Here is a 17,328-nt window from a genome sequence, read left to right on the forward strand (position 1 = left end):
GCCTGGTCCCCTCGTAGCCCGGTGAACGACCCATGAGCTTACTGAGCACCGACACCCCGAGGGTCCGTCACCCCGCTGCGGCGCCGCCGCGGCCGCAGCGGCGGGCGTCAGCCCAGGACGGGCAGCCAGCCGCGGAGGTCGCTGCGCTCCCCGCCGGCGTGCACCTCGGCCGCCTCGACCGCGTCCGGCCAGGCGCGCCGGCCGGTGGCCAGCCGGATCCAGGTGAGCGGGTCGGTCTCGACGACGTTCGGCGGGGTGCCGCGGGTGTGCCGGGGGCCCTCGACGGCCTGCACCACCGCGTACGGCGGGATCCGCAATTCGACGGCGCCGCCCGGCACCTGGTCGGCGAAGGCGTCGGCGAGCAGCCGGGTCGCCGCGGCCACCGCCTGCCGGTCGTGCGGGAAGGCGGTGCCGAGGGCGTCCGCGAGGTCGTCGGCGTGCACCACGGTCTCCACCAGCCGGGTGACCAGGAAGTCTGCCAGCGGCATCGGGCCGAAGCGCATCCCGATCAGCCGCCCGGTCTCCGCCGCGGCCGGGCCGGCCAGCACGGCGAGCAGTTCGTCGCAGCGGCGGTCGAACTCGGCGGCCACCTCGGCGGGCGTGCCCGCGAACGGGCCGGCCGCGAGCTCCTCGGCGATGTCGTTGATGGTGGCGGCCGCGGTACGGGTCTTCCGTGCCCAGTCCAGCGGCGTGATCGCCGCGGCATCCGGCAGCGGCTCGTCCAGGTGGGCCGGCACCCAGCTGACCACCATGCCCAGGTGCGACACCAACTCCCGTACCCGCCAGTCGCCGAGGCGGGTCGGCAGGTCCAGCTGGGCGGCGGTCAGGCCGCGGACGGCGCCGCGCAGCGCCTCGGTCTGCCCGGCGAGCGCGGCGCGCACCTTGGCCGGGTCGTACGTGCGGGTCTTCGTCGGCATACCGGCAGCGTACGCCGAGGGGCGGCCCGCTCCGCAGAGCCGGCCGCCCCTCGGGACGTGCGCATCCGTCAGGCGAGCAGGGCCTCGATGACGCCGGTGTGGGCGTCCTTCAGCTCCGCCAGCGTGACGGTGAACTGGCCCTGGACCTCCAGGGCGTCGCCGTCGACGACACCGATCCGGGCGACCGGCAGGCCGCGGGCACCGCACATGTCGTTGAACCGGACCTCCTCGCTGCGCGGCACGGAGACCACCGCGCGGCCGGCCGACTCGGAGAACAGGAACACGAACGGGTCCGTGCCCTCCGGGACGACGACGCGGGCGCCGTTGCCGCCCTTGAGGCAGCTCTCCACCAGCGCCTGGCCGAGGCCGCCGTCGGCGAGGTCGTGCGCGGCGTCGATCATGCCGTCGCGGGAGGCCGCGATGAGGATCTCGCCGAGCAGCCGCTCGCGCTCCAGGTCGACCTTGGGCGGCAGGCCGCCGAGGTGGCCGTGCACGACCTGGGTCCAGGCCGAGCCGCCGAGCTCGTCCTCGGTGTCGCCGAGCAGGTACAGCAGCTGGCCCTGCTCGCCGAAGCCGATCGGGGTGCGGCGGGTGACGTCGTCGATGACGCCGAGCACCGCGACCACCGGGGTCGGGTGGATGGCGACGTCGCCGGTCTGGTTGTACAGCGAGACGTTGCCGCCGGTGACCGGGGTGCCGAGCACCTGGCAGGCGTCGGCGAGGCCGCGGGTCGCCTCGGCGAACTGCCACATCACGTCCGGGTCCTCGGGGGAGCCGAAGTTGAGGCAGTCGGAGACGGCGAGCGGCTTGGCACCGCCGGCCGCGACGTTGCGGTACGCCTCGGCCAGGGCCAGCTGGGCGCCGGTGTACGGGTCCAGCTTGGCGTAGCGGCCGTTGCCGTCGGTGGCGACCGAGACGCCGAGGTTGGTCTCCTCGTCGATCCGGATCATGCCGGAGTCCTCGCCCACCGAGAGCACGGTGTTGCCGAGCACGTAGCGGTCGTACTGGTCGGTGATCCACGCCTTGGAGGCCTGGTTCGGCGAGCCGGCGACCTTGAGCAGGGCGTCCTTGAGCCCGGCGCCGTCCGCCGGGCGGGCGAGCCGCTCGGCGGTGGGGGCGTCGGCCTGCAGCGCGTCCTGCCAGTCCGGGCGGGCGAAGGGGCGGTGGTAGGTCGGGCCCTCGTGGGCGACGGTGCGCGGGGGCACGTCCACGACCTGCTCGCCGTGCCAGAAGATCTCCAGGCGCTCGCCGTCGGTCACCTCACCGATCACGGTGGCGATGACGTCCCACTTCTCGCAGATCTCCAGGAAGCGGTCGACCTTGGCCGGCTCGACGATCGCGCACATGCGCTCCTGCGACTCGCTCATGAGGATCTCCTCCGGCGAGAGCGTGTTGTCGCGCAGCGGCACGGTGTCCAGCTCGATCCGCATGCCGCCGGTGCCGGCCGAGGCCAGCTCCGAGGTGGCGCAGGACAGGCCGGCGCCGCCGAGGTCCTGGATGCCCGCGACCAGGTCCTCCTTGAAGATCTCCAGGGTGCACTCGATGAGCAGCTTCTCCTGGAAGGGGTCGCCGACCTGGACGGCGGGGCGCTTGGCCGGGCCGGTCGCGTCGAAGGTCTCCGAGGCGAGCACGGAGACGCCGCCGATGCCGTCGCCGCCGGTGCGGGCGCCGTAGAGGATGACCCGGTTGCCGGGGCCGGAGGCCTTGGCGAGGTGGATGTCCTCGTGCTTCATGACGCCGACGCAGAGCGCGTTGACCAGCGGGTTGCCCTGGTAGCAGGAGTCGAAGACGACCTCGCCGCCGATGTTCGGCAGGCCCAGGCAGTTGCCGTAGCCGCCGATGCCCGCGACGATGCCGGGCAGCACCCGGCGGGTGTCCGGGTGGTCGGCCGCACCGAAGCGCAGCGGGTCCATCACCGCGACCGGGCGGGCGCCCATCGCGAGGATGTCGCGGACGATGCCGCCGATGCCGGTGGCCGCGCCCTGGTAGGGCTCGATGTACGACGGGTGGTTGTGCGACTCGACCTTGAAGGTGACCGCGTAGCCCTGGCCGACGTCGACGACGCCGGCGTTCTCGCCGATGCCGACGAGCATCGCGTCGTTCTCCGGGGCCTTCTCGCCGAACTGCTTGAGGTGGACCTTGGAGCTCTTGTACGAACAGTGCTCCGACCACATGACGGAGTACATCGCGAGTTCGGCGCCGGTCGGACGGCGGCCGAGGATCTCCCGGATGCGCGCGTACTCGTCCTCCTTGAGGCCGAGCTCGGCCCAGGGCTGGGCGGCGTCCGGGGTCTGCTCGGCGTTCTTGACGGTGTCGAGGCTCATCAGGCGTTCACCAGCTGCTTCAGGACGGAAGTGAAGAAGCCCAGGCCCTCGGTGGTCGGGCCGGTGAGCGGCTCCACGGCGTGCTCCGGGTGCGGCATCAGGCCGACGACGTTGCCCGCCGCGTTGGCGATGCCGGCGATGTCGCGGTACGAACCGTTCGGATTGACGTCGAGGTAACGGGCCACGACCCGGCCCTCCGCCTCGAGTTCGTCCAGGACGTGCTCGTCGGCGACGAAGCGGCCCTCGCCGTTCTTCAGCGGCACGACGATTTCCTGGCCGCTGCTGTAATCGGACGTCCACGCCGTGTCGGCGTTCTCGATGCGCAGCTTCTGGTCGCGGCAGACGAAGTGCAGCGAGTCGTTGCGGGTGAGCGCACCGGGCAGCAGGTGCGATTCGCACAGCACCTGGAAGCCGTTGCAGATACCGAGGACGGGCATTCCCTGCCGGGCCTGCTCGATGATGGTGTCCATGACCGGCGAGAAGCGGGAGATGGCCCCGCAGCGCAGATAGTCGCCGTACGAGAATCCGCCCGGCAGGACGACGGCGTCGACCTGGTGCAGGTCCTTGTCCCGGTGCCAGAGGGCCACCGGCTCGGCGCCGGCGAGGCGCACCGCGCGCTGGGCGTCGCGGTCGTCGAGCGAGCCGGGGAAAGTGACGACGCCGACGCGTGTGGTCACTTCGCCTCTCCCTCGACGCGGACGGTGAAGTCCTCGATCACGGTGTTGGCGAGAAACGTCTCGGCGGCCTCGCGGATGCGGGCCAGCGCGGCGTCGTCCACCGGCCCTTCCAGCTCCAGTTCGAAACGCTTGCCCTGGCGGACGTCGGCGATCCCGGCGAAGCCGAGACGCGGCAGTGCGCGCTGCACCGCCTGTCCCTGCGGGTCGAGGATCTCCGGCTTGAGCATGACGTCGACTACGACGCGTGCCACTGGCACTCCCGGTGGTGATTGCGTGAAGGCGGGGGACCTTCAGACTACCTGGCATTTCGGGCCTCCCGGCGGGTCGGTCCTGGTGACGCGCGTAGACAAACGCCCCTTACGCCGCAAGGGCTCCGCACGTTCGAGCCGCCCCCGCACGCCCCCTTTCTCCGGATTCAATGGCGCCCCGGCCGGCCGGGCCGAGAACACCCGAATACCGGCACACCGGACATGTCGACCACGACTATCCCCGACTATCCGGCACCCTCGTGAAGCCTCGTGAATATCCGGAAAAAAGGAATGCCGAGGCCTTCGATTTCCAGCCTCTTTGGGTGCAGAATAGGGCGACCGGCGGCAGCCATCGGCTGTCATTTGGCACGGCATGCCCGCATGCCGCCGTGCGCGCCGCCGGCGGACGGGCCACCGGACACCAGCATCCGGCGGCCGAATTGCCCGAGAGGATTGACACCCATGGCTCAGCGTGTAGTCGTCACGCTCTCCGACGACCTGGACGGCGGCACCGCCGCGGAAACCGTCCACTTCGGTGTCGACGGGAAGTCGTACGAGATCGACCTCTCCGTGGAGAACGCGGAGAAGCTGCGGGAGGCCCTCGCCCCGTTCGTCGCGGCCGGCCGCCGGCAGAGCCGCACCGGCAAGTCCTTCCGGCGCACCGCCCTGACCCCCGACCCGCAGGCCGTCCGGGCCTGGGCGCAGTCGCACGGCATGGACCTCCCGGCCCGCGGCCGCATCCCGAAGGCCGTCTACGAGCAGTTCGCCGAGGCCAACTGAGCGTGCCGCCGCCCCGCCCCGGTACCCCTCCGGGGAAAGGGTGGGGCGAGCACTCCGATCGATGGGGTAGAGTATTTCTCGTCGCCGCAACCGGAGGCCGAAAGGCAGCCGGGAGGGGCGATCGGTGCCGAGGCACCGTGCGGACGTGGCTCAGTTGGTAGAGCATCACCTTGCCAAGGTGAGGGTCGCGAGTTCGAATCTCGTCGTCCGCTCGCAGTGTTCGAGCAACACAGCAGTAGCAGTGCAGCAGTACAACTCAACAGCATGCGGACGTGGCTCAGTTGGTAGAGCATCACCTTGCCAAGGTGAGGGTCGCGAGTTCGAATCTCGTCGTCCGCTCCGAGTACGAAGGGCTCCCTCGCAGAGGGGGCCCTTCGTCGTGCTGCCGACACGCGCGGCACCGCCGATGACATTTGTCACCGCCCACCCGTGCAAGCGCACCGGCAGCCGGTGACGGTACGCACTGACCCCGCGCGCCGCCCGCCGGGAGGCTGGAGGCATGAAGGACACCAGCCACTCCGGGCCGGCCGTCGAGGCCGTGGACCTGCACCGCCGTTACGGCCCCACCGGCCCGGGCGGCTTCGACGCCGTCCGCGGCCTCGACCTCACCGTCCGCCGCGGCGAGCTCTTCGCCCTGCTCGGCACCAACGGCGCGGGCAAGACCTCCACCATGGAACTCCTCGAAGGACTGGCCGCCCCCACCGGCGGGCAGGTCCGGGTCCTCGGCCACGACCCGCACCGCGAGCGCACCGCCGTCCGGCCGCGGATCGGCATCATGCTCCAGGAGGGCGGCTTCCCCGGCGACCTCACCGTCACCGAGACCTGCCGCGGCTGGGCCGGACTGACCAGCGGCGCCCGCCCGGTCGGCGAGGCGCTCGACCTGGTCGGCCTCGGCGGCCGTGCCGGGGTGCGGGTCAAGCAGCTCTCCGGCGGCGAACGCCGCCGTCTCGACCTCGCGGTCGCCCTGCTCGGCCGCCCCGAGGTGCTCTTCCTCGACGAACCCAGCACCGGCCTCGACCCCGAGGCCCGCGCCGCGGTCTGGCGGCTGGTCCGCACGCTGCGCGAGGACGGCACCACCGTGCTGCTCACCACCCACTACCTGGAGGAGGCCGAGGAGCTCGCGGACCGGCTCGCGATCATGCACGCCGGCCGGATCGCCGCCACCGGGACCGTCTCCGAGGTCATCGCCGGCCGCCCGGCCAAGATCGCCTTCGAACTCCCGGAGCGCTGCGGCCCGTACGAGGCGATCGGCCTGCCCGCCCTGCCCGCCGCGGACATCACCGCGGACGGCCGCCGGATCACCGTCCGCACCCCGCAGCTCCAGGCCGACCTCACCGACCTGCTCGGCTGGGCCGCCCACCACGGCGTCGCGCTCGGCGGCCTGGAGGCCCGCAGCGCCACCCTCGAAGAGGCCTTCCTCGCCATTGCCGCCGAAGCGGCCGCCACCCCCGAGACGATCGGCAGCCCCCGATGACCACGCACGCCGCCACTGCAGCCACCTCCGCACCCGGCGCCCCGGCCACGACCACCACCGCCGGCCGTCTGCTCGCCCTCGGCCGCACCGAGGCCACCCTGCTGCTGCGCAACCGCACCGCGCTGTTCATGGCCGTCGCCCTGCCGGTGGTCATGATGATGAGCCTCAAGGGCATCCTCGACCAGCAGGCCGAGACCACCCCCAACCTCGACCTGCACGCCAACCTGGTCAACGGCGTCGCCGGACTGATCCTGCTCTTCGTCGTCTACTACAACCTCACCTCCGCCTACGTCGCCCGCCGCGGCGAACTCGTGCTCAAGCGGCTGCGCACCGGCGAGGCCCGCGACCTGGAGATCCTGGCCGGCACGGCGCTCCCCTCGGTCGTCCTCGGCCTGCTGGAGTGCGGCGTCGTCGGCGCGGTCGGCGCCGCCAGGCTGGACCTGCCCGCCCCGGTCAACCCGCTGCTGATGGCCGCCGGCCTGCTGCTCGGCACCGGTCTGCTGATCGCGCTCGCCGCCGCCACCAGCTCCTTCACCAAGTCCGTGGAGACCGCCGGCATCACCACCCTGCCGCTGCTGCTGCTCGCCCAGCTCGGCTCCGGCCTGCTCCTCCCGCTGGAGACCATGCCGGACGGCCTCGCCACCGCCTGCCGCCTGCTGCCCACCACCCCGGCCTTCCAGCTGATCCGCCTCGGCTGGTTCGGCACCGACGGCTCCAAGGCGCCCACCGACTTCCTCGGCAGCTGGGTCGAGGCCCTGCCGCACCTCGGCCTCGGCCTGGTCTGGCTCGCCGCCGCCGTCTGGGCCGCCCGCCGCTGGTTCCGCTGGGAGCCGCGCCGCTGACCGCCGCCCGCCGGAACACCGGGGTGTCCGCCGTACCCGCCGCACCGGAGGAGTCCGGCGGCCACCGCCGATGGGAGGATCTGACGACCGTGCATCCGTCGAGAGGGGACGACGTGGATCTGCTGAGGCCGTCGCGGCGCTGGCGGGCGCTGGGCAAGCCCAAGCTCACCGAGCTCTTCATCCGCTGGTCCCTCTACCTGACCGGCCTGCTGCAGCCGCTGCTCCTGCTCGGCGCCGTCACGGGCAAGCACGGGGCGGAACTGCCCGGCACCGTCCGGCTCTCCGCCGTCGCCGCCTCGCTGACCGCCACGGCACTGTTCGTCGTCTGCTGCCGTGCCGGGCTCGCGCACTACCTCGGCCGCCGCTCCCGGCCCACCGGCTGGCTGGTCGCCTTCAGCGTCGGCACGTTGCTCTGCTACTGGGCCGTGCTCGGCACCACCCACCCGACCGGCGAGGATCCCGTCCCCACCGGCGTCGCGACCGCCACCTGGCTGCTCGTCTTCTGGTTCGCCCCGGTGGCCGTCGCCGTCCCGCTGAAGGCCACCGCGCCGATCGGGCTGCTCGGGCTGGCGCTCTCCGTCCCCGCCGCGGCGCTGGCCGGCATCCCGACCGCCACGGCGCTCGGCCTGGCCGTCGGCTCCGGGATCGCCATGGTCTTCATCGGCGCGACCTGGCGGGGCACCGCGTGGATCGCCGCCGTGGTGTGGGAGCTCGACGCCGCCCGCGAGGCGCAGGCCCGGCTCGCCGTCGCCGAGGAACGGCTCCGCTTCTCCCGCGACCTGCACGACGTGCTCGGCCGCAACCTCACCACCATCGCGCTGAAGAGCGAGCTCGCCGTCCAGCTCGCCCGCCGCGGCCGCACCGAGGCGGCCGACCAGATGGTCGAGGTCCAGCGGATCGCCCAGGAGTCGCAGCGCGAGGTCCGCGAGGTCGTCCGCGGCTACCGGACGGCCGACCTGGCCGCCGAGGTCGCCGGCGCCCGGTCCGTGCTGCGCGCCGCGGGCGTCGAGTGCGACATCGACCTCGGCCCGGACTCCGCCGCCCTGCCGCTCACGGCCCAGTCCGTGCTCGGCTGGGTCGTCCGCGAGGCGACCACCAACGTGCTGCGGCACAGCGAGGCCGGGCACTGCACGGTCACCCTGCGCCTCGACGGCGGGCAGGCCCGGCTGACGGTCGAGAACGACGGCGTCACCGGCCCGGCGGCCGACCGCGACCACCCCGGCACCGGCCTGCTCGGCCTGCGCGAACGGCTCGCCGCCCACGGCGGCGGGCTCGCCACCCCGCCCGCCGACCCGGGCCGATTCCGGCTCACCGCATCGCTCCCGCTCGACCTCCCGGCCCTGGAGGTGGCCGCCCCGTGACCGATCCCGTCCGCGTCCTACTCGCCGACGACGAGCACCTCATCCGCGGCGCCCTGGCCACCCTGCTCGGGCTGGAGGACGACCTGCAGGTCGTCGCCCAGGCCGCGTCCGGGCCGGAGGCCCTCGCCATGGCCCGTGCGCACCGGCCCGACGTCGCCGTCCTCGACCTGCAGATGCCGGGGCTCGACGGGCTGGAGGTCGCCGCCGAGCTGCGACACGTCCTGCCGAGCTGCCGGACGATGATCGTCACCGGGCACGGCAGGCCCGGCTACCTCAAGCGGGCCCTGGAGGTCGGGGTGCGCGGGTTCCTGCCGAAGACCGTCTCCGCCTCCGACCTCGCCGGCATCATCCGCACGGTCGTCGCGGGCGGCCGCTACGTCGACCCGGAGCTCGCGGCCGACGCCATCAGCGCGGGCGACAGTCCGCTCACCCCGCGGGAGACCGACGTCCTGGAGCTCGCCGCGCACGGCACCTCGATCGCCGAGATCGCCGAACGGGCCGCCCTCTCCCCCGGCACCGTCCGCAACTACCTGTCCTCCGCCGCCGGCAAGCTCGGCGCCGAGAACCGCCACGCCGCCGTCCGCATAGCCCGCGAACACGGCTGGATCTAAGACGGGCAGCACAGGGGCGCGTGGGAGCACCTCCCGGCCGAAGGCCGGGGGGAACTGCGCAACCCGGATGGGGCTCACGGACGAATCGGGGTCATCCCCTGTTCGTCACGGTGCCCACCCCCGGACTGCGTAGTTCCCCCGCCCTGATGTGGCTGGCCCGGTGTGGCTCCCTGTCAGGCCCAGGACGTCCCGGTGAGGCGCTCGTAGGCCTCGATGTACTTGGCGCGGGTCCGCTCGACGATCTCGGCGGGCAGGGCCGGCGGCGGCTCCTCGCCGGTGCGGTCCCAGCCGGACTCCGGCGAGGCCAGCCAGTTGCGGATGATCTGCTTGTCGAAGGACGGCTGGACCTGGCCCGGCTGCCACTCGTCGGCGGGCCAGAAGCGGGAGGAGTCCGGCGTCAGCACCTCGTCGCCGATGATCAGCTCGCCGTCCAGCAGACCGAACTCGAACTTGGTGTCGGCGAGGATGATCCCCCGGTCGCGGGCGATGTCCCGGGCCCGGGCGTACACCGCGAGGGTGGTCTGCCGCAGGGTGGCGGCAAGCTCGGCCCCCAGGCGGCGGGCGGTCTCCTCGTAGGGGACGTTCTCGTCGTGCTCGCCGACCTCGGCCTTGAGGGCCGGGGTGTAGATCGGGGCGGGCAGCTCGGAGCCGTCCTCCAGGCCGTCGGGGAGGGCGATGCCGCAGACGGTGCGGGAGTCCCGGTACTCGACGAGGCCGGAGCCGGTCAGGTAGCCGCGGGCGACGCACTCGACCGGCACCATCTCCAGGCTGCGGCAGATCAGCGTCCGGCCCTTCCAGTCCGCGGGGGCGCCGGCCGGCAGCTCGGTGGAGACCACGTGGTTGGGCACCAGGTCGGCGATCCGCTCGAACCACCACAGCGAGAGCTGGGTGAGGATGCGGCCCTTGTCCGGGATCTCGTTGGGCAGCACCCAGTCGAAGGCGGAGGTCCGGTCGCTGGCCACCATCACCAGGTCGCCGTTGGCGGCACGGTACAGGTCGCGCACCTTGCCGGTGTGCAGGTGGACCAGGCCGGGAACCTGGACGGGCTCGGGCTTGGTGACAAATCCGCTCAAGGTCGTCTCGTCCTCAGGGAAGGGGGCTGACGGCCCGAGTCTTTCACGTCGGCCCGCCGGCCTCCTTGCAGAGGTGGTCGAGCAGGTTGGCGGTGGCCCGCTGGACGCGCTCGTCGGTGTGCCCGGGACGGTCCAGCGCCGGCGACCAGGCGAAGGTGCCGGCGGCGAAGACGTACGCGCCGCTGGGCGCCCGGTAGAGCGAGGTCTGCTGGTGCCGCAGCCGCCCGGCGCTGTCGCGGTACGGGGAGTGGGCGAGCAGGGTCCGCTCGGTGTGGTCGGGCAGTGGGGCCCGCGGGTGGTAGTGGTCGGCCTCGCCGGCGACCAGGCCGGGCAGCGGGTCGCCGTCCTGGAGGCCGGTGCCGGCCCACAGCCAGTGGCCGGTGTTGCGGGCGATCATCGGGGCGGGCGAGGGGACCCGCCCGGCGTACTGCACGCCGAGCAGGGCCTGCTCCGGCTCGCCGGCCTCGCGCCAGAGCGCGCCCGGGGTGCCGGGCAGCCCGGCGGCCGGGTTGCCGGCCGGGACCTTCTGCCGCTTGCGGCAGTTGAGCAGCCGGTTCGGTTCGCCGGACGGCCCCGGTGAGAGGTCGACCCGCCAGTACATGGTGTTGGCGGAGAGGAAGACCAGCGAGGTGCCGGTGTCGCGCGCGAACTCGACCGTCCGCCGCATCGGCTCGGACCAGTACTCGTCGTGCCCGGGGAAGACCATCGCGCGGTGGTGCTCCGGCTCGACCAGGCCGGCGTGCAGGTCGGTGGCGGTGGCGTAGGCCAGGTCGTAGCCGTACCGCTCGGCCCAGCGGATGAAGTCGTAGGCGTGGCCGACGTGCAGCGGCAGTCCGGCGCCGGCGTGCGGGCGGTCGAAGGAGACGGTGACGGCGGCCTCGGACTCGCCGACCAACCGGCCCTGCCCGTCCCAGGCGTGGTAGAGGCTGGCCCCGGTGTGCCCGTCTTCGGGGAAGAGGTTGTAGGCCTGCCAGGTCACGTCGGGCAGGACGAGCAGCAGGTCCGCCGGGTGCTCCGGGTCGGCGTCGCGGACGGTGAACGGGACGTGGCTGCGGTGCCGGTCGTCGGCGGTGGTGAGGACCGCGACGTACGCGCCGGGGCGCCAGTGCGCAGGGATGTGCAGCCGCCAGGACTGCCACCAGTGGTGGCAGGAGACGGTACGGCCGACGACCAGCGGCGCGGCCTGGGCCAGGCCGGAGATCAGCGGGCTGGAGGTGACCTGGCGGGCGCCGTCGCCGCCGTAGTGGCCGATCCGGTAGACGTCCACGGTGAACTCGCGGGGCGGGTTCACCGTCACCCGGAAGTCCACCGAGCCGCCGGGCCGGACCACGCCGGCCGAGGCGAACCCCTTGATCTGCTGGTCGACGTCGTCGGCGTTGGCCGGGCTGTTCACCACCGGCGCGGGCCGGGGCGCGCTCAGCGGCTGCTGGCCCGGTGCGTCGACGCTGACGTACCACGGCACCCCGCCGTCGGCGAGGTACTGGTCGGGGCTGCGCAGCCACGGCAGCGGCCCCTGGCCGAAGGGGTCGGACACGCCGTGCGCCAGCGTGCCGGACTCCCAGCGGCGGTTGAGTTCCGTCCCCACGCGCCCCTCCCACGGTCGCCGGCGTCAGGCTCGGCGCGCCCGTCCGCGACTGGCATGTGCCACACGGATGTGCGTGCGGTCCAGCACACCACAGGTTGCTGGCACTGCGTCACCCCACCGTAGCAACTGGTAGGCAAGACGCCCGATTCCGCATGATTCGTCATCAACTGCGCACGGGGCGCGCGAGCCGCACGCCCGCCGTCTCCAACCAGCCCCGCAGCGGTGCGTCCTTGCCGAGTTCGACGGCCTGGCCGACCACCGCGACGAGGTCGGCCCGCCGTACGCCGCCCATCAGCAGCACCGGGCCGTCCAGCCAGTCCAGGCCGGCGACGGCGGCACCGGCGTCGACCACGGCGCAGCTGACCATCGCGGTGAGGTGGTCGGCGAGCAGGTCGCGGGCGTGGCGGCCGGGCGCGGTGTGGCCGCAGCGGCCGGCCAGCGCGGCGGCCAGGGCGTCTCCGCCGCCGGCGGCGAGCCGGGCGAGCACCCGTGCGAGCGGCGGGCCGTCGGCCCGCCCGGCCCCCGGGTCGTCCAGGGCGGCCTGCAGCACGGCGGACTTGTCGCGCCAGCCGCGCACGGCGACCTCGCCCGGGTAGGCGTCCCATTCGAGCGGCTGCCAGCCGCCGGGCGGCACCTGGTGGAGCAGGTCGGCGGCGAGCAGCGAGACGGCGGCGTCCACCCGGCCCGGCTCCTCCAGCAGGTCGCAGGCGGGCCGGTCGCCGAGGCGGGTCTCGTAGCCGTCGGCGAGCCGGTCGCGGCGGGCCAGCTCGGTGAGCGCGGCGACCACGCCCGCGTTCAGGTGCTCGGGGTGGCGGCCGAGCCGCCAGGCGGGCAGCGCGACCCGGGTGAGCAGGCGGTCCCACCCCGCGTAGGCGAGGCCGACCTGCTCCTGGGCAGCGATCCGCATCCCGTAGTCGACCGCCCTGGCCTGGTGCGATGCCCAGGCCGCCGCCGAGCGCTCCAGCTCGGCGGAGTGCTCGCGGCAGGCGCCGAGCAGCAGGCGGTTGATCCGGTCGATCACCGCGGCCGGGCCGCGGTGCGGCTCGCCGAGCGCGGCGTCCAGACTGCGGACGAAACGCCGGGCGGCGGCGATGTCGGTGTCGGCGGCGACGGCGGTGCCGGCCACCACGGGGGCGAGCAGGGCGCGGAGCTCACCGGCCCGCATCCACCACAGGAAGGGCGAGCCGAGCACCAGGACGGGCGCCGGGTGCGGGGTGCCCCGGCGGTGCGGGCCGGCGGGCTCCTCCAGCCAGCTGTCGCAGTCCGGGGTCAGCGCGATCCCGGAGGGCACGGGCACCTCCAGGCGCTCGGCGAGGTCGACCAGCAGCCGGTAGAGCTCGGGCGCCTCCTCCGGGCAGACCGGGACGGCCGGGGTGGCCGGCGGCACCGCGGTGCGGTGCGAGCGGTGCACCAGCCAGCCGGTCACCAGCGCCAGGACGGCGACGGCGGCCACCGCCCAGCGGACGGCGTCCCACGTGCCGCCGTCGGGCGAGCCCGGCGCGCCGATCCGGCCGGTGAGACGGCCCGCCAGCAGCACGACGGCCAGGGCGGCGGGGACAACGGTGGCGGCCAGGGCCCAGCCACGGATTCGCAGCACGGCCTGGGCATGCGCGCGTGCGGCGTCGACAGCGGCCATTCGGCGCGGCACCCCCTTCGGAGCGGTCGGAGGCCAGTGGGCCGGGGCCGGCAGGACCGGCGGGACCGGTGGCCGAGGCGTCCGAGCGACTCGAAATGATCAGTATCCGACCGGGGCTCGGCGGCAGCCGCCCCCGGTTGTGCATCCTGCATGGCTCTTCTGACAGTTTTGACGCCCTCGTGCAGATGGGTGTTCCGGATCGCACCGCTTTCCACTCGTCCTGGTGACGGTGCGAACAATCCGGACGCCCCCAGCATCCCCCCGGGAGCGTCGCCCCACCCGGCGGCGGTACCGCGGGTGACGCGGTCCGGCACCGCGGGCGGGCGCGATTCAGCGCACCCTACGACCGGAGCGCCGGTTGCGTCAGCCGGATGCCCCATGAGTCACCCGAAGGGCTGGATTCCCGGCTTCAGGGAACCTCCGGAGGTCCGCCGAACGGGTCGAGAAACGCCCGAGGGCGCTGCGCCCATGGGGGTGTCCCCGCGGAGGCAGCGCCCTCGGCGCCGTCGACGGCCGTGCGCTACTGCGCGGCCTTCAGCGCGATGTCGGTGCGGTGGTGCGAGCCCTTGAGCGAGATCTTCGCGACCCCGCGGTAGGCCCGCTCGCGGGCCTCGGCGATGTCGGCGCCGGTCGCGGTGACCGACAGCACGCGGCCGCCGGCGCTGAGCACCTCGCCGCCCTCGCCCGCCCGGGTGCCGGCGTGCAGCACGTGGGTGTGCTCGTCGGCGACCTCGGCCAGGCCCTCGATCGGGTCGCCGGTGCGCGGCGCGGCCGGGTAGCCCTCGGACGCCACGACCACGGTCACCGCGGCGCCCTCGTCCCAGCGCAGCGGCTCCAGGCCGGCCAGCGCGCCCTCGGCGGCGGCCAGCAGCACGCCGGCCAGCGGGGTGCGCAGCCGGGCCAGCACGACCTGGGTCTCCGGGTCGCCGAAGCGGGCGTTGAACTCGATCACGCGGGTGCCGCGCGAGGTCAGCGCGAGGCCCGCGTAGAGCAGGCCGGAGAACGGGGTGCCGCGGCGGCGCAGCTCGTCCACGGTCGGCTGCAGGACGGTGGCGAGCACCTCCTCGACCAGGCCCTCGGGGGCCCAGGGCAGCGGCGAGTAGGCGCCCATGCCGCCGGTGTTGGGGCCCTCGTCGCCGTCCAGGGCGCGCTTGAAGTCCTGGGCGGGGACGAGCGGCAGCACGGTGGTGCCGTCGGTGATCGCGAAGAGCGACACCTCGGGGCCGTCGAGGTACTCCTCGATCACCACGCGCTCGCAGGCCGCGGCGTGCTCCAGCGCGGCCTGGCGGTCGGAGGTGACCACGACGCCCTTGCCGGCGGCCAGGCCGTCGTCCTTGACCACGTACGGGGCGCCGAAGGCGTCCAGCGCGGCGGCCGCCTCCTCGGCGGTGGTGCAGACGTACGAGCGGGCGGTCGGCACGCCGGCGCCGGCCATCACGTCCTTGGCGAAGGCCTTGGAGCCCTCCAGCTGCGACGCCTCGGCGGACGGGCCGAAGACGGGGATGCCGGCCGCGCGCAGCGGGTCGGCGACGCCGGCCACCAGCGGGGCCTCGGGGCCGACCACCACCAGGTCGGCGGCGAGCTCCCGGGCCAGGGCGGTGACGGCCGCGCCGTCCAGCTGGTCGACCGGGTGCACCGTGGCGACCTGCGAGATCCCGGCGTTGCCCGGGGCGCAGTGCAGCTCGGTGACGGCGGGATCGAGGGACAGTGAGCGGCACAGGGCGTGTTCGCGGGCGCCGCCGCCGATTACGAGGACCTTCACGCTTGGCAAGGGTAGTCGGTGGCCGGATCCGTGCTCGTGCCGCCGGGGTGCCGACTGTGGCGAAACCTCCAATGCTGCCGCTTTTCGGCGCATCCGATCTGGAGGATCGTCCAATCCGGAGGGGGCCGGGGCGGCCACCGGGCGCCGCCGCAGGCCGCGGGTCATGTCCGCGGGCCCGCCCGGCCTCGCTCGGAAGAGTGAAATCTCGCCGCCCGACGAAACCCTCTCACCTCGGCTTCCGGACCCGAATTCGGATAACGATCACAGCCGAAGCGCCCCCACGGTAAGCCATTTGGGGGTAAGAAGTGCTGATGGACGAGAACCGGCGGACTGCCGGAGCACGGCACCATGGGCGGCTCACACCACCCGCGCACGGAGCCATGTCCGACGATGCGTCGGTTAGACGCACCGTCAGCCGGGCGTCCAGCCAGGACTGCACTGTCACCCGCCACAGGGAGCCCCACAGGTGAGCCAGCCGGAAATGCAACCCGAGGAGAGCCCCTGGGGCAAGGACGTCGGTGAGGAGGACCAGCCCTCCCCGGCCTCGGCCGGCCGCACTCCGACGCGCCGCCGCACCGACCTGAGCGCCCGTCAGTTCCCGCTCGGCGACTGGGGCGAGCCCGCCGAGCGGCTGGAGGAGCTCTACCGCTGGTCCGAGGAACGGGCCGTGGAGGCGATCGACTGGTACCGCAAGGACCGTGTCTGGAAGCGGCGTTGGGCCCGGCTGCTGCGCTTCGGCGCCGCGGTGTCCGGCGTCGCCGGGGTGAGCGCCCCGCTGGTCGGCATGACCGGGGTCCTGGACGGCGCCGCCGGCTGGGGCTACGTGGGCCTCGCGGCGTCGGCCGCCTGCCTGCTGACCGACCGCGGCTTCGGCCTGACCTCCGGCTGGATGCGGGACGTCTCCACCGCGCAGGCGCTGCAGCGGCGACTGGAGGCCTTCCAGTTCGACTGGGCCTCGGAGTGCGTCCGCGAGGTGCTCGGCCCCACCGAGGGCACCGCGGGCGAGGCCGCCGAGCGCTGCCTGGGCGTGCTGCGGCGGTTCTGCGAGGACGTCTCCGACATGGTCCGCACCGAGACCTCGGAGTGGATGCTGGAGTTCCGCGCGACGATGACCCAACTGCCCACCCAGGCACCGGGCGTCTGGGGCGGCCGCTCCGAGGGCGGGATCGGCGCCCAGGTGCGGGTGCTGCCGCCGCCCGGTACCCGGCCCACCATGCCGCGCCAGCGCCCGCCGGAGGGCCCGCTGCGCTGACCGCGCGCACCGACAGCAGAGGGCGGGCCCGGCGGGCCCGCCCTTCCGTGTGCCGGCCGCGGCCGAGGCCCCGGCTCGGGCTCAGGCTCGGGCTCAGGCGAAGACGATCATCGAGCCCTGGGTGACGCTGCGGGTCGCCGCCGCGTACAGGCCGGCCCAGGCGTGCCGCTCCCGCGCGAACGGGTGGTGCGCCTCGTCCAGCGGCGGGGCGAAGGGCTGTTCGAGGCCGGTCGGCGAGAGCGGCCGGGTCGGTGCCGGCGGTTCGAGCACGTCGATGCCCAACACCGGTGCCACCGCCTGCAGTTCGCGCAGCAGACCGTACGAGGAGCCGAGCGGGCCGCCGGTCGCCAGCAGCGCGTCGTCGACCAGCGGGACGGGGAACTCCACCGGGACGTACGCCCCGGCGTGGTCGAAGTGCCAGACCAGGTGCGACTGTTCGGCGGTGGACTCGAACATCTCCAGCAGCTGCTCGTAGTCGCCGCCGAGCGCGTCCACCGGGGTGATCTGGAAGCCGGTCACGCCCAACAGGTAGGCGCGGCGCAGGAAGTGGAGGGAGTCGTAGTCGAAGGCGGCTATCGGCTCGACCTCACCGGTGATGCCGGGCGCGTAGCCGTGCACCGGGACCTCGGGCAGCCCGTGGCCGGCCAGCACCGCGTTGTAGCGGACGAGGTCGTCCCGGAAGGGGTTCTCGGGGTTGTAGGTGAGGACGTCCACGAGCGGGACGAGCCAGAGGTCGCAGGCCATGGCCGGCTCATCCTCTCCGGGGGTCGGACGCGGCGCGCGCGC

The 17,328-nt window shown here is 73.9% G+C and carries 15 protein-coding genes and 2 tRNA genes; 8 read left to right on the forward strand and 9 right to left on the reverse strand.

Annotated features, from left to right (window positions below; all coding sequences use genetic code 11):
- Window positions 1-107: 107 nt before the first annotated feature.
- The 4 genes from ABD353_RS04655 to purS form a co-directional block, all read right to left on the reverse strand.
- Window positions 108-917, reverse strand: coding sequence for a maleylpyruvate isomerase family mycothiol-dependent enzyme (locus ABD353_RS04655; RefSeq protein WP_344622164.1), 810 nt, complete (start codon window positions 915-917; stop codon window positions 108-110).
- A gap of 68 nt (window positions 918-985) precedes the next feature.
- A complete protein-coding gene (gene purL, locus ABD353_RS04660; protein WP_344622165.1) occupies window positions 986-3,241 on the reverse strand; it encodes a phosphoribosylformylglycinamidine synthase subunit PurL in 2,256 nt (751 codons plus the stop codon).
- Window positions 3,241-3,918 (reverse strand): phosphoribosylformylglycinamidine synthase subunit PurQ, encoded by a 678-nt coding sequence (gene purQ / locus ABD353_RS04665; RefSeq protein WP_344622166.1) that lies wholly within the window; start codon window positions 3,916-3,918, stop codon window positions 3,241-3,243. Before purQ ends, purL begins: the two co-directional genes overlap by 1 nt.
- The gene (gene purS / locus ABD353_RS04670; RefSeq protein WP_199922992.1) at window positions 3,915-4,175 is read right to left on the reverse strand and encodes a phosphoribosylformylglycinamidine synthase subunit PurS; all 261 of its coding nucleotides are present in this window, start codon (window positions 4,173-4,175) and stop codon (window positions 3,915-3,917) included. The genes purQ and purS overlap by 4 nt, the downstream gene beginning before the upstream one ends.
- Before the next feature lie 453 nt (window positions 4,176-4,628).
- On the opposite strand from purS, the gene ABD353_RS04675 reads away from it, so the two are divergent.
- The 7 genes from ABD353_RS04675 (at window position 4,629) to ABD353_RS04705 (ending at window position 9,234) form a co-directional block, all read left to right on the forward strand.
- Window positions 4,629-4,946, forward strand: a complete 318-nt coding sequence (locus tag ABD353_RS04675) for a histone-like nucleoid-structuring protein Lsr2 (RefSeq protein WP_030274670.1) — start codon at window positions 4,629-4,631, stop codon at window positions 4,944-4,946.
- A 139-nt stretch (window positions 4,947-5,085) separates the two neighbouring features.
- A tRNA-Gly gene (locus ABD353_RS04680) sits at window positions 5,086-5,158 on the forward strand.
- Between the two features lie 54 nt (window positions 5,159-5,212).
- A tRNA-Gly gene (locus ABD353_RS04685) sits at window positions 5,213-5,285 on the forward strand.
- Between the two features lie 160 nt (window positions 5,286-5,445).
- On the forward strand, window positions 5,446-6,420 hold the full coding sequence (locus tag ABD353_RS04690) for an ABC transporter ATP-binding protein (RefSeq protein ID WP_344622167.1): 975 nt from the start codon (window positions 5,446-5,448) through the stop codon (window positions 6,418-6,420).
- Window positions 6,417-7,262, forward strand: coding sequence for an ABC transporter permease (locus ABD353_RS04695; protein ID WP_344622168.1), 846 nt, complete (start codon window positions 6,417-6,419; stop codon window positions 7,260-7,262). Before ABD353_RS04690 ends, ABD353_RS04695 begins: the two co-directional genes overlap by 4 nt.
- A gap of 113 nt (window positions 7,263-7,375) precedes the next feature.
- Complete coding sequence (locus ABD353_RS04700; protein ID WP_344622169.1) at window positions 7,376-8,623, forward strand: sensor histidine kinase; 1,248 nt, start codon at window positions 7,376-7,378, stop codon at window positions 8,621-8,623.
- Window positions 8,620-9,234 carry a response regulator gene (locus ABD353_RS04705; RefSeq protein ID WP_344622170.1) on the forward strand — a complete coding sequence of 205 codons (615 nt, stop codon included), beginning with the start codon at window positions 8,620-8,622 and terminating at the stop codon, window positions 9,232-9,234. Before ABD353_RS04700 ends, ABD353_RS04705 begins: the two co-directional genes overlap by 4 nt.
- A gap of 173 nt (window positions 9,235-9,407) precedes the next feature.
- On the opposite strand, the gene ABD353_RS04710 is transcribed toward ABD353_RS04705, so the two are convergent.
- The 4 genes from ABD353_RS04710 to purD form a co-directional block, all read right to left on the reverse strand.
- Window positions 9,408-10,307 carry a phosphoribosylaminoimidazolesuccinocarboxamide synthase gene (locus ABD353_RS04710; protein ID WP_344622171.1) on the reverse strand — a complete coding sequence of 300 codons (900 nt, stop codon included), beginning with the start codon at window positions 10,305-10,307 and terminating at the stop codon, window positions 9,408-9,410.
- A gap of 43 nt (window positions 10,308-10,350) precedes the next feature.
- Window positions 10,351-11,892 (reverse strand): N,N-dimethylformamidase beta subunit family domain-containing protein, encoded by a 1,542-nt coding sequence (locus ABD353_RS04715; RefSeq protein WP_344622172.1) that lies wholly within the window; start codon window positions 11,890-11,892, stop codon window positions 10,351-10,353.
- Window positions 11,893-12,055: 163 nt separating this feature from the next.
- Window positions 12,056-13,528 carry a hypothetical protein gene (locus ABD353_RS04720; protein WP_344622173.1) on the reverse strand — a complete coding sequence of 491 codons (1,473 nt, stop codon included), beginning with the start codon at window positions 13,526-13,528 and terminating at the stop codon, window positions 12,056-12,058.
- 520 nt (window positions 13,529-14,048) lie between these two features.
- Window positions 14,049-15,290 (reverse strand): phosphoribosylamine--glycine ligase, encoded by a 1,242-nt coding sequence (gene purD, locus ABD353_RS04725; protein WP_344622174.1) that lies wholly within the window; start codon window positions 15,288-15,290, stop codon window positions 14,049-14,051.
- 466 nt (window positions 15,291-15,756) lie between these two features.
- Between purD and ABD353_RS04730 the strand changes: the two genes are divergently transcribed.
- Window positions 15,757-16,542, forward strand: a complete 786-nt coding sequence (locus tag ABD353_RS04730; protein ID WP_425555073.1) for an SLATT domain-containing protein — start codon at window positions 15,757-15,759, stop codon at window positions 16,540-16,542.
- Between the two features lie 93 nt (window positions 16,543-16,635).
- Here the strand turns inward: ABD353_RS04730 and ABD353_RS04735 are convergent, their stop codons facing one another.
- Complete coding sequence (locus ABD353_RS04735; RefSeq protein ID WP_344622175.1) at window positions 16,636-17,286, reverse strand: hypothetical protein; 651 nt, start codon at window positions 17,284-17,286, stop codon at window positions 16,636-16,638.
- Between the last annotated feature and the right edge of the window lie 42 nt (window positions 17,287-17,328).

Origin of the sequence: Kitasatospora arboriphila (assembly GCF_039528095.1) — a bacterium.
GTDB lineage: Bacteria > Actinomycetota > Actinomycetes > Streptomycetales > Streptomycetaceae > Kitasatospora > Kitasatospora arboriphila.

Excerpts from the sequence above, each read along its gene's own strand:
- ABD353_RS04695 (WP_344622168.1), top strand. The coding sequence starts at position 6,417 with ATGACCACGCACGCCGCCACTGCAGCCACCTCCGCACCCGGCGCCCCG.
- purL (WP_344622165.1), bottom strand. The coding sequence starts at position 3,241 with ATGAGCCTCGACACCGTCAAGAACGCCGAGCAGACCCCGGACGCCGCC.
- ABD353_RS04720 (WP_344622173.1), bottom strand. The coding sequence starts at position 13,528 with ATGGCCGCTGTCGACGCCGCACGCGCGCATGCCCAGGCCGTGCTGCGA.
- ABD353_RS04735 (WP_344622175.1), bottom strand. The coding sequence starts at position 17,286 with ATGGCCTGCGACCTCTGGCTCGTCCCGCTCGTGGACGTCCTCACCTAC.
- ABD353_RS04675 (WP_030274670.1), top strand. The coding sequence starts at position 4,629 with ATGGCTCAGCGTGTAGTCGTCACGCTCTCCGACGACCTGGACGGCGGC.
- ABD353_RS04690 (WP_344622167.1), top strand. The coding sequence starts at position 5,446 with ATGAAGGACACCAGCCACTCCGGGCCGGCCGTCGAGGCCGTGGACCTG.
- ABD353_RS04655 (WP_344622164.1), bottom strand. The coding sequence starts at position 917 with ATGCCGACGAAGACCCGCACGTACGACCCGGCCAAGGTGCGCGCCGCG.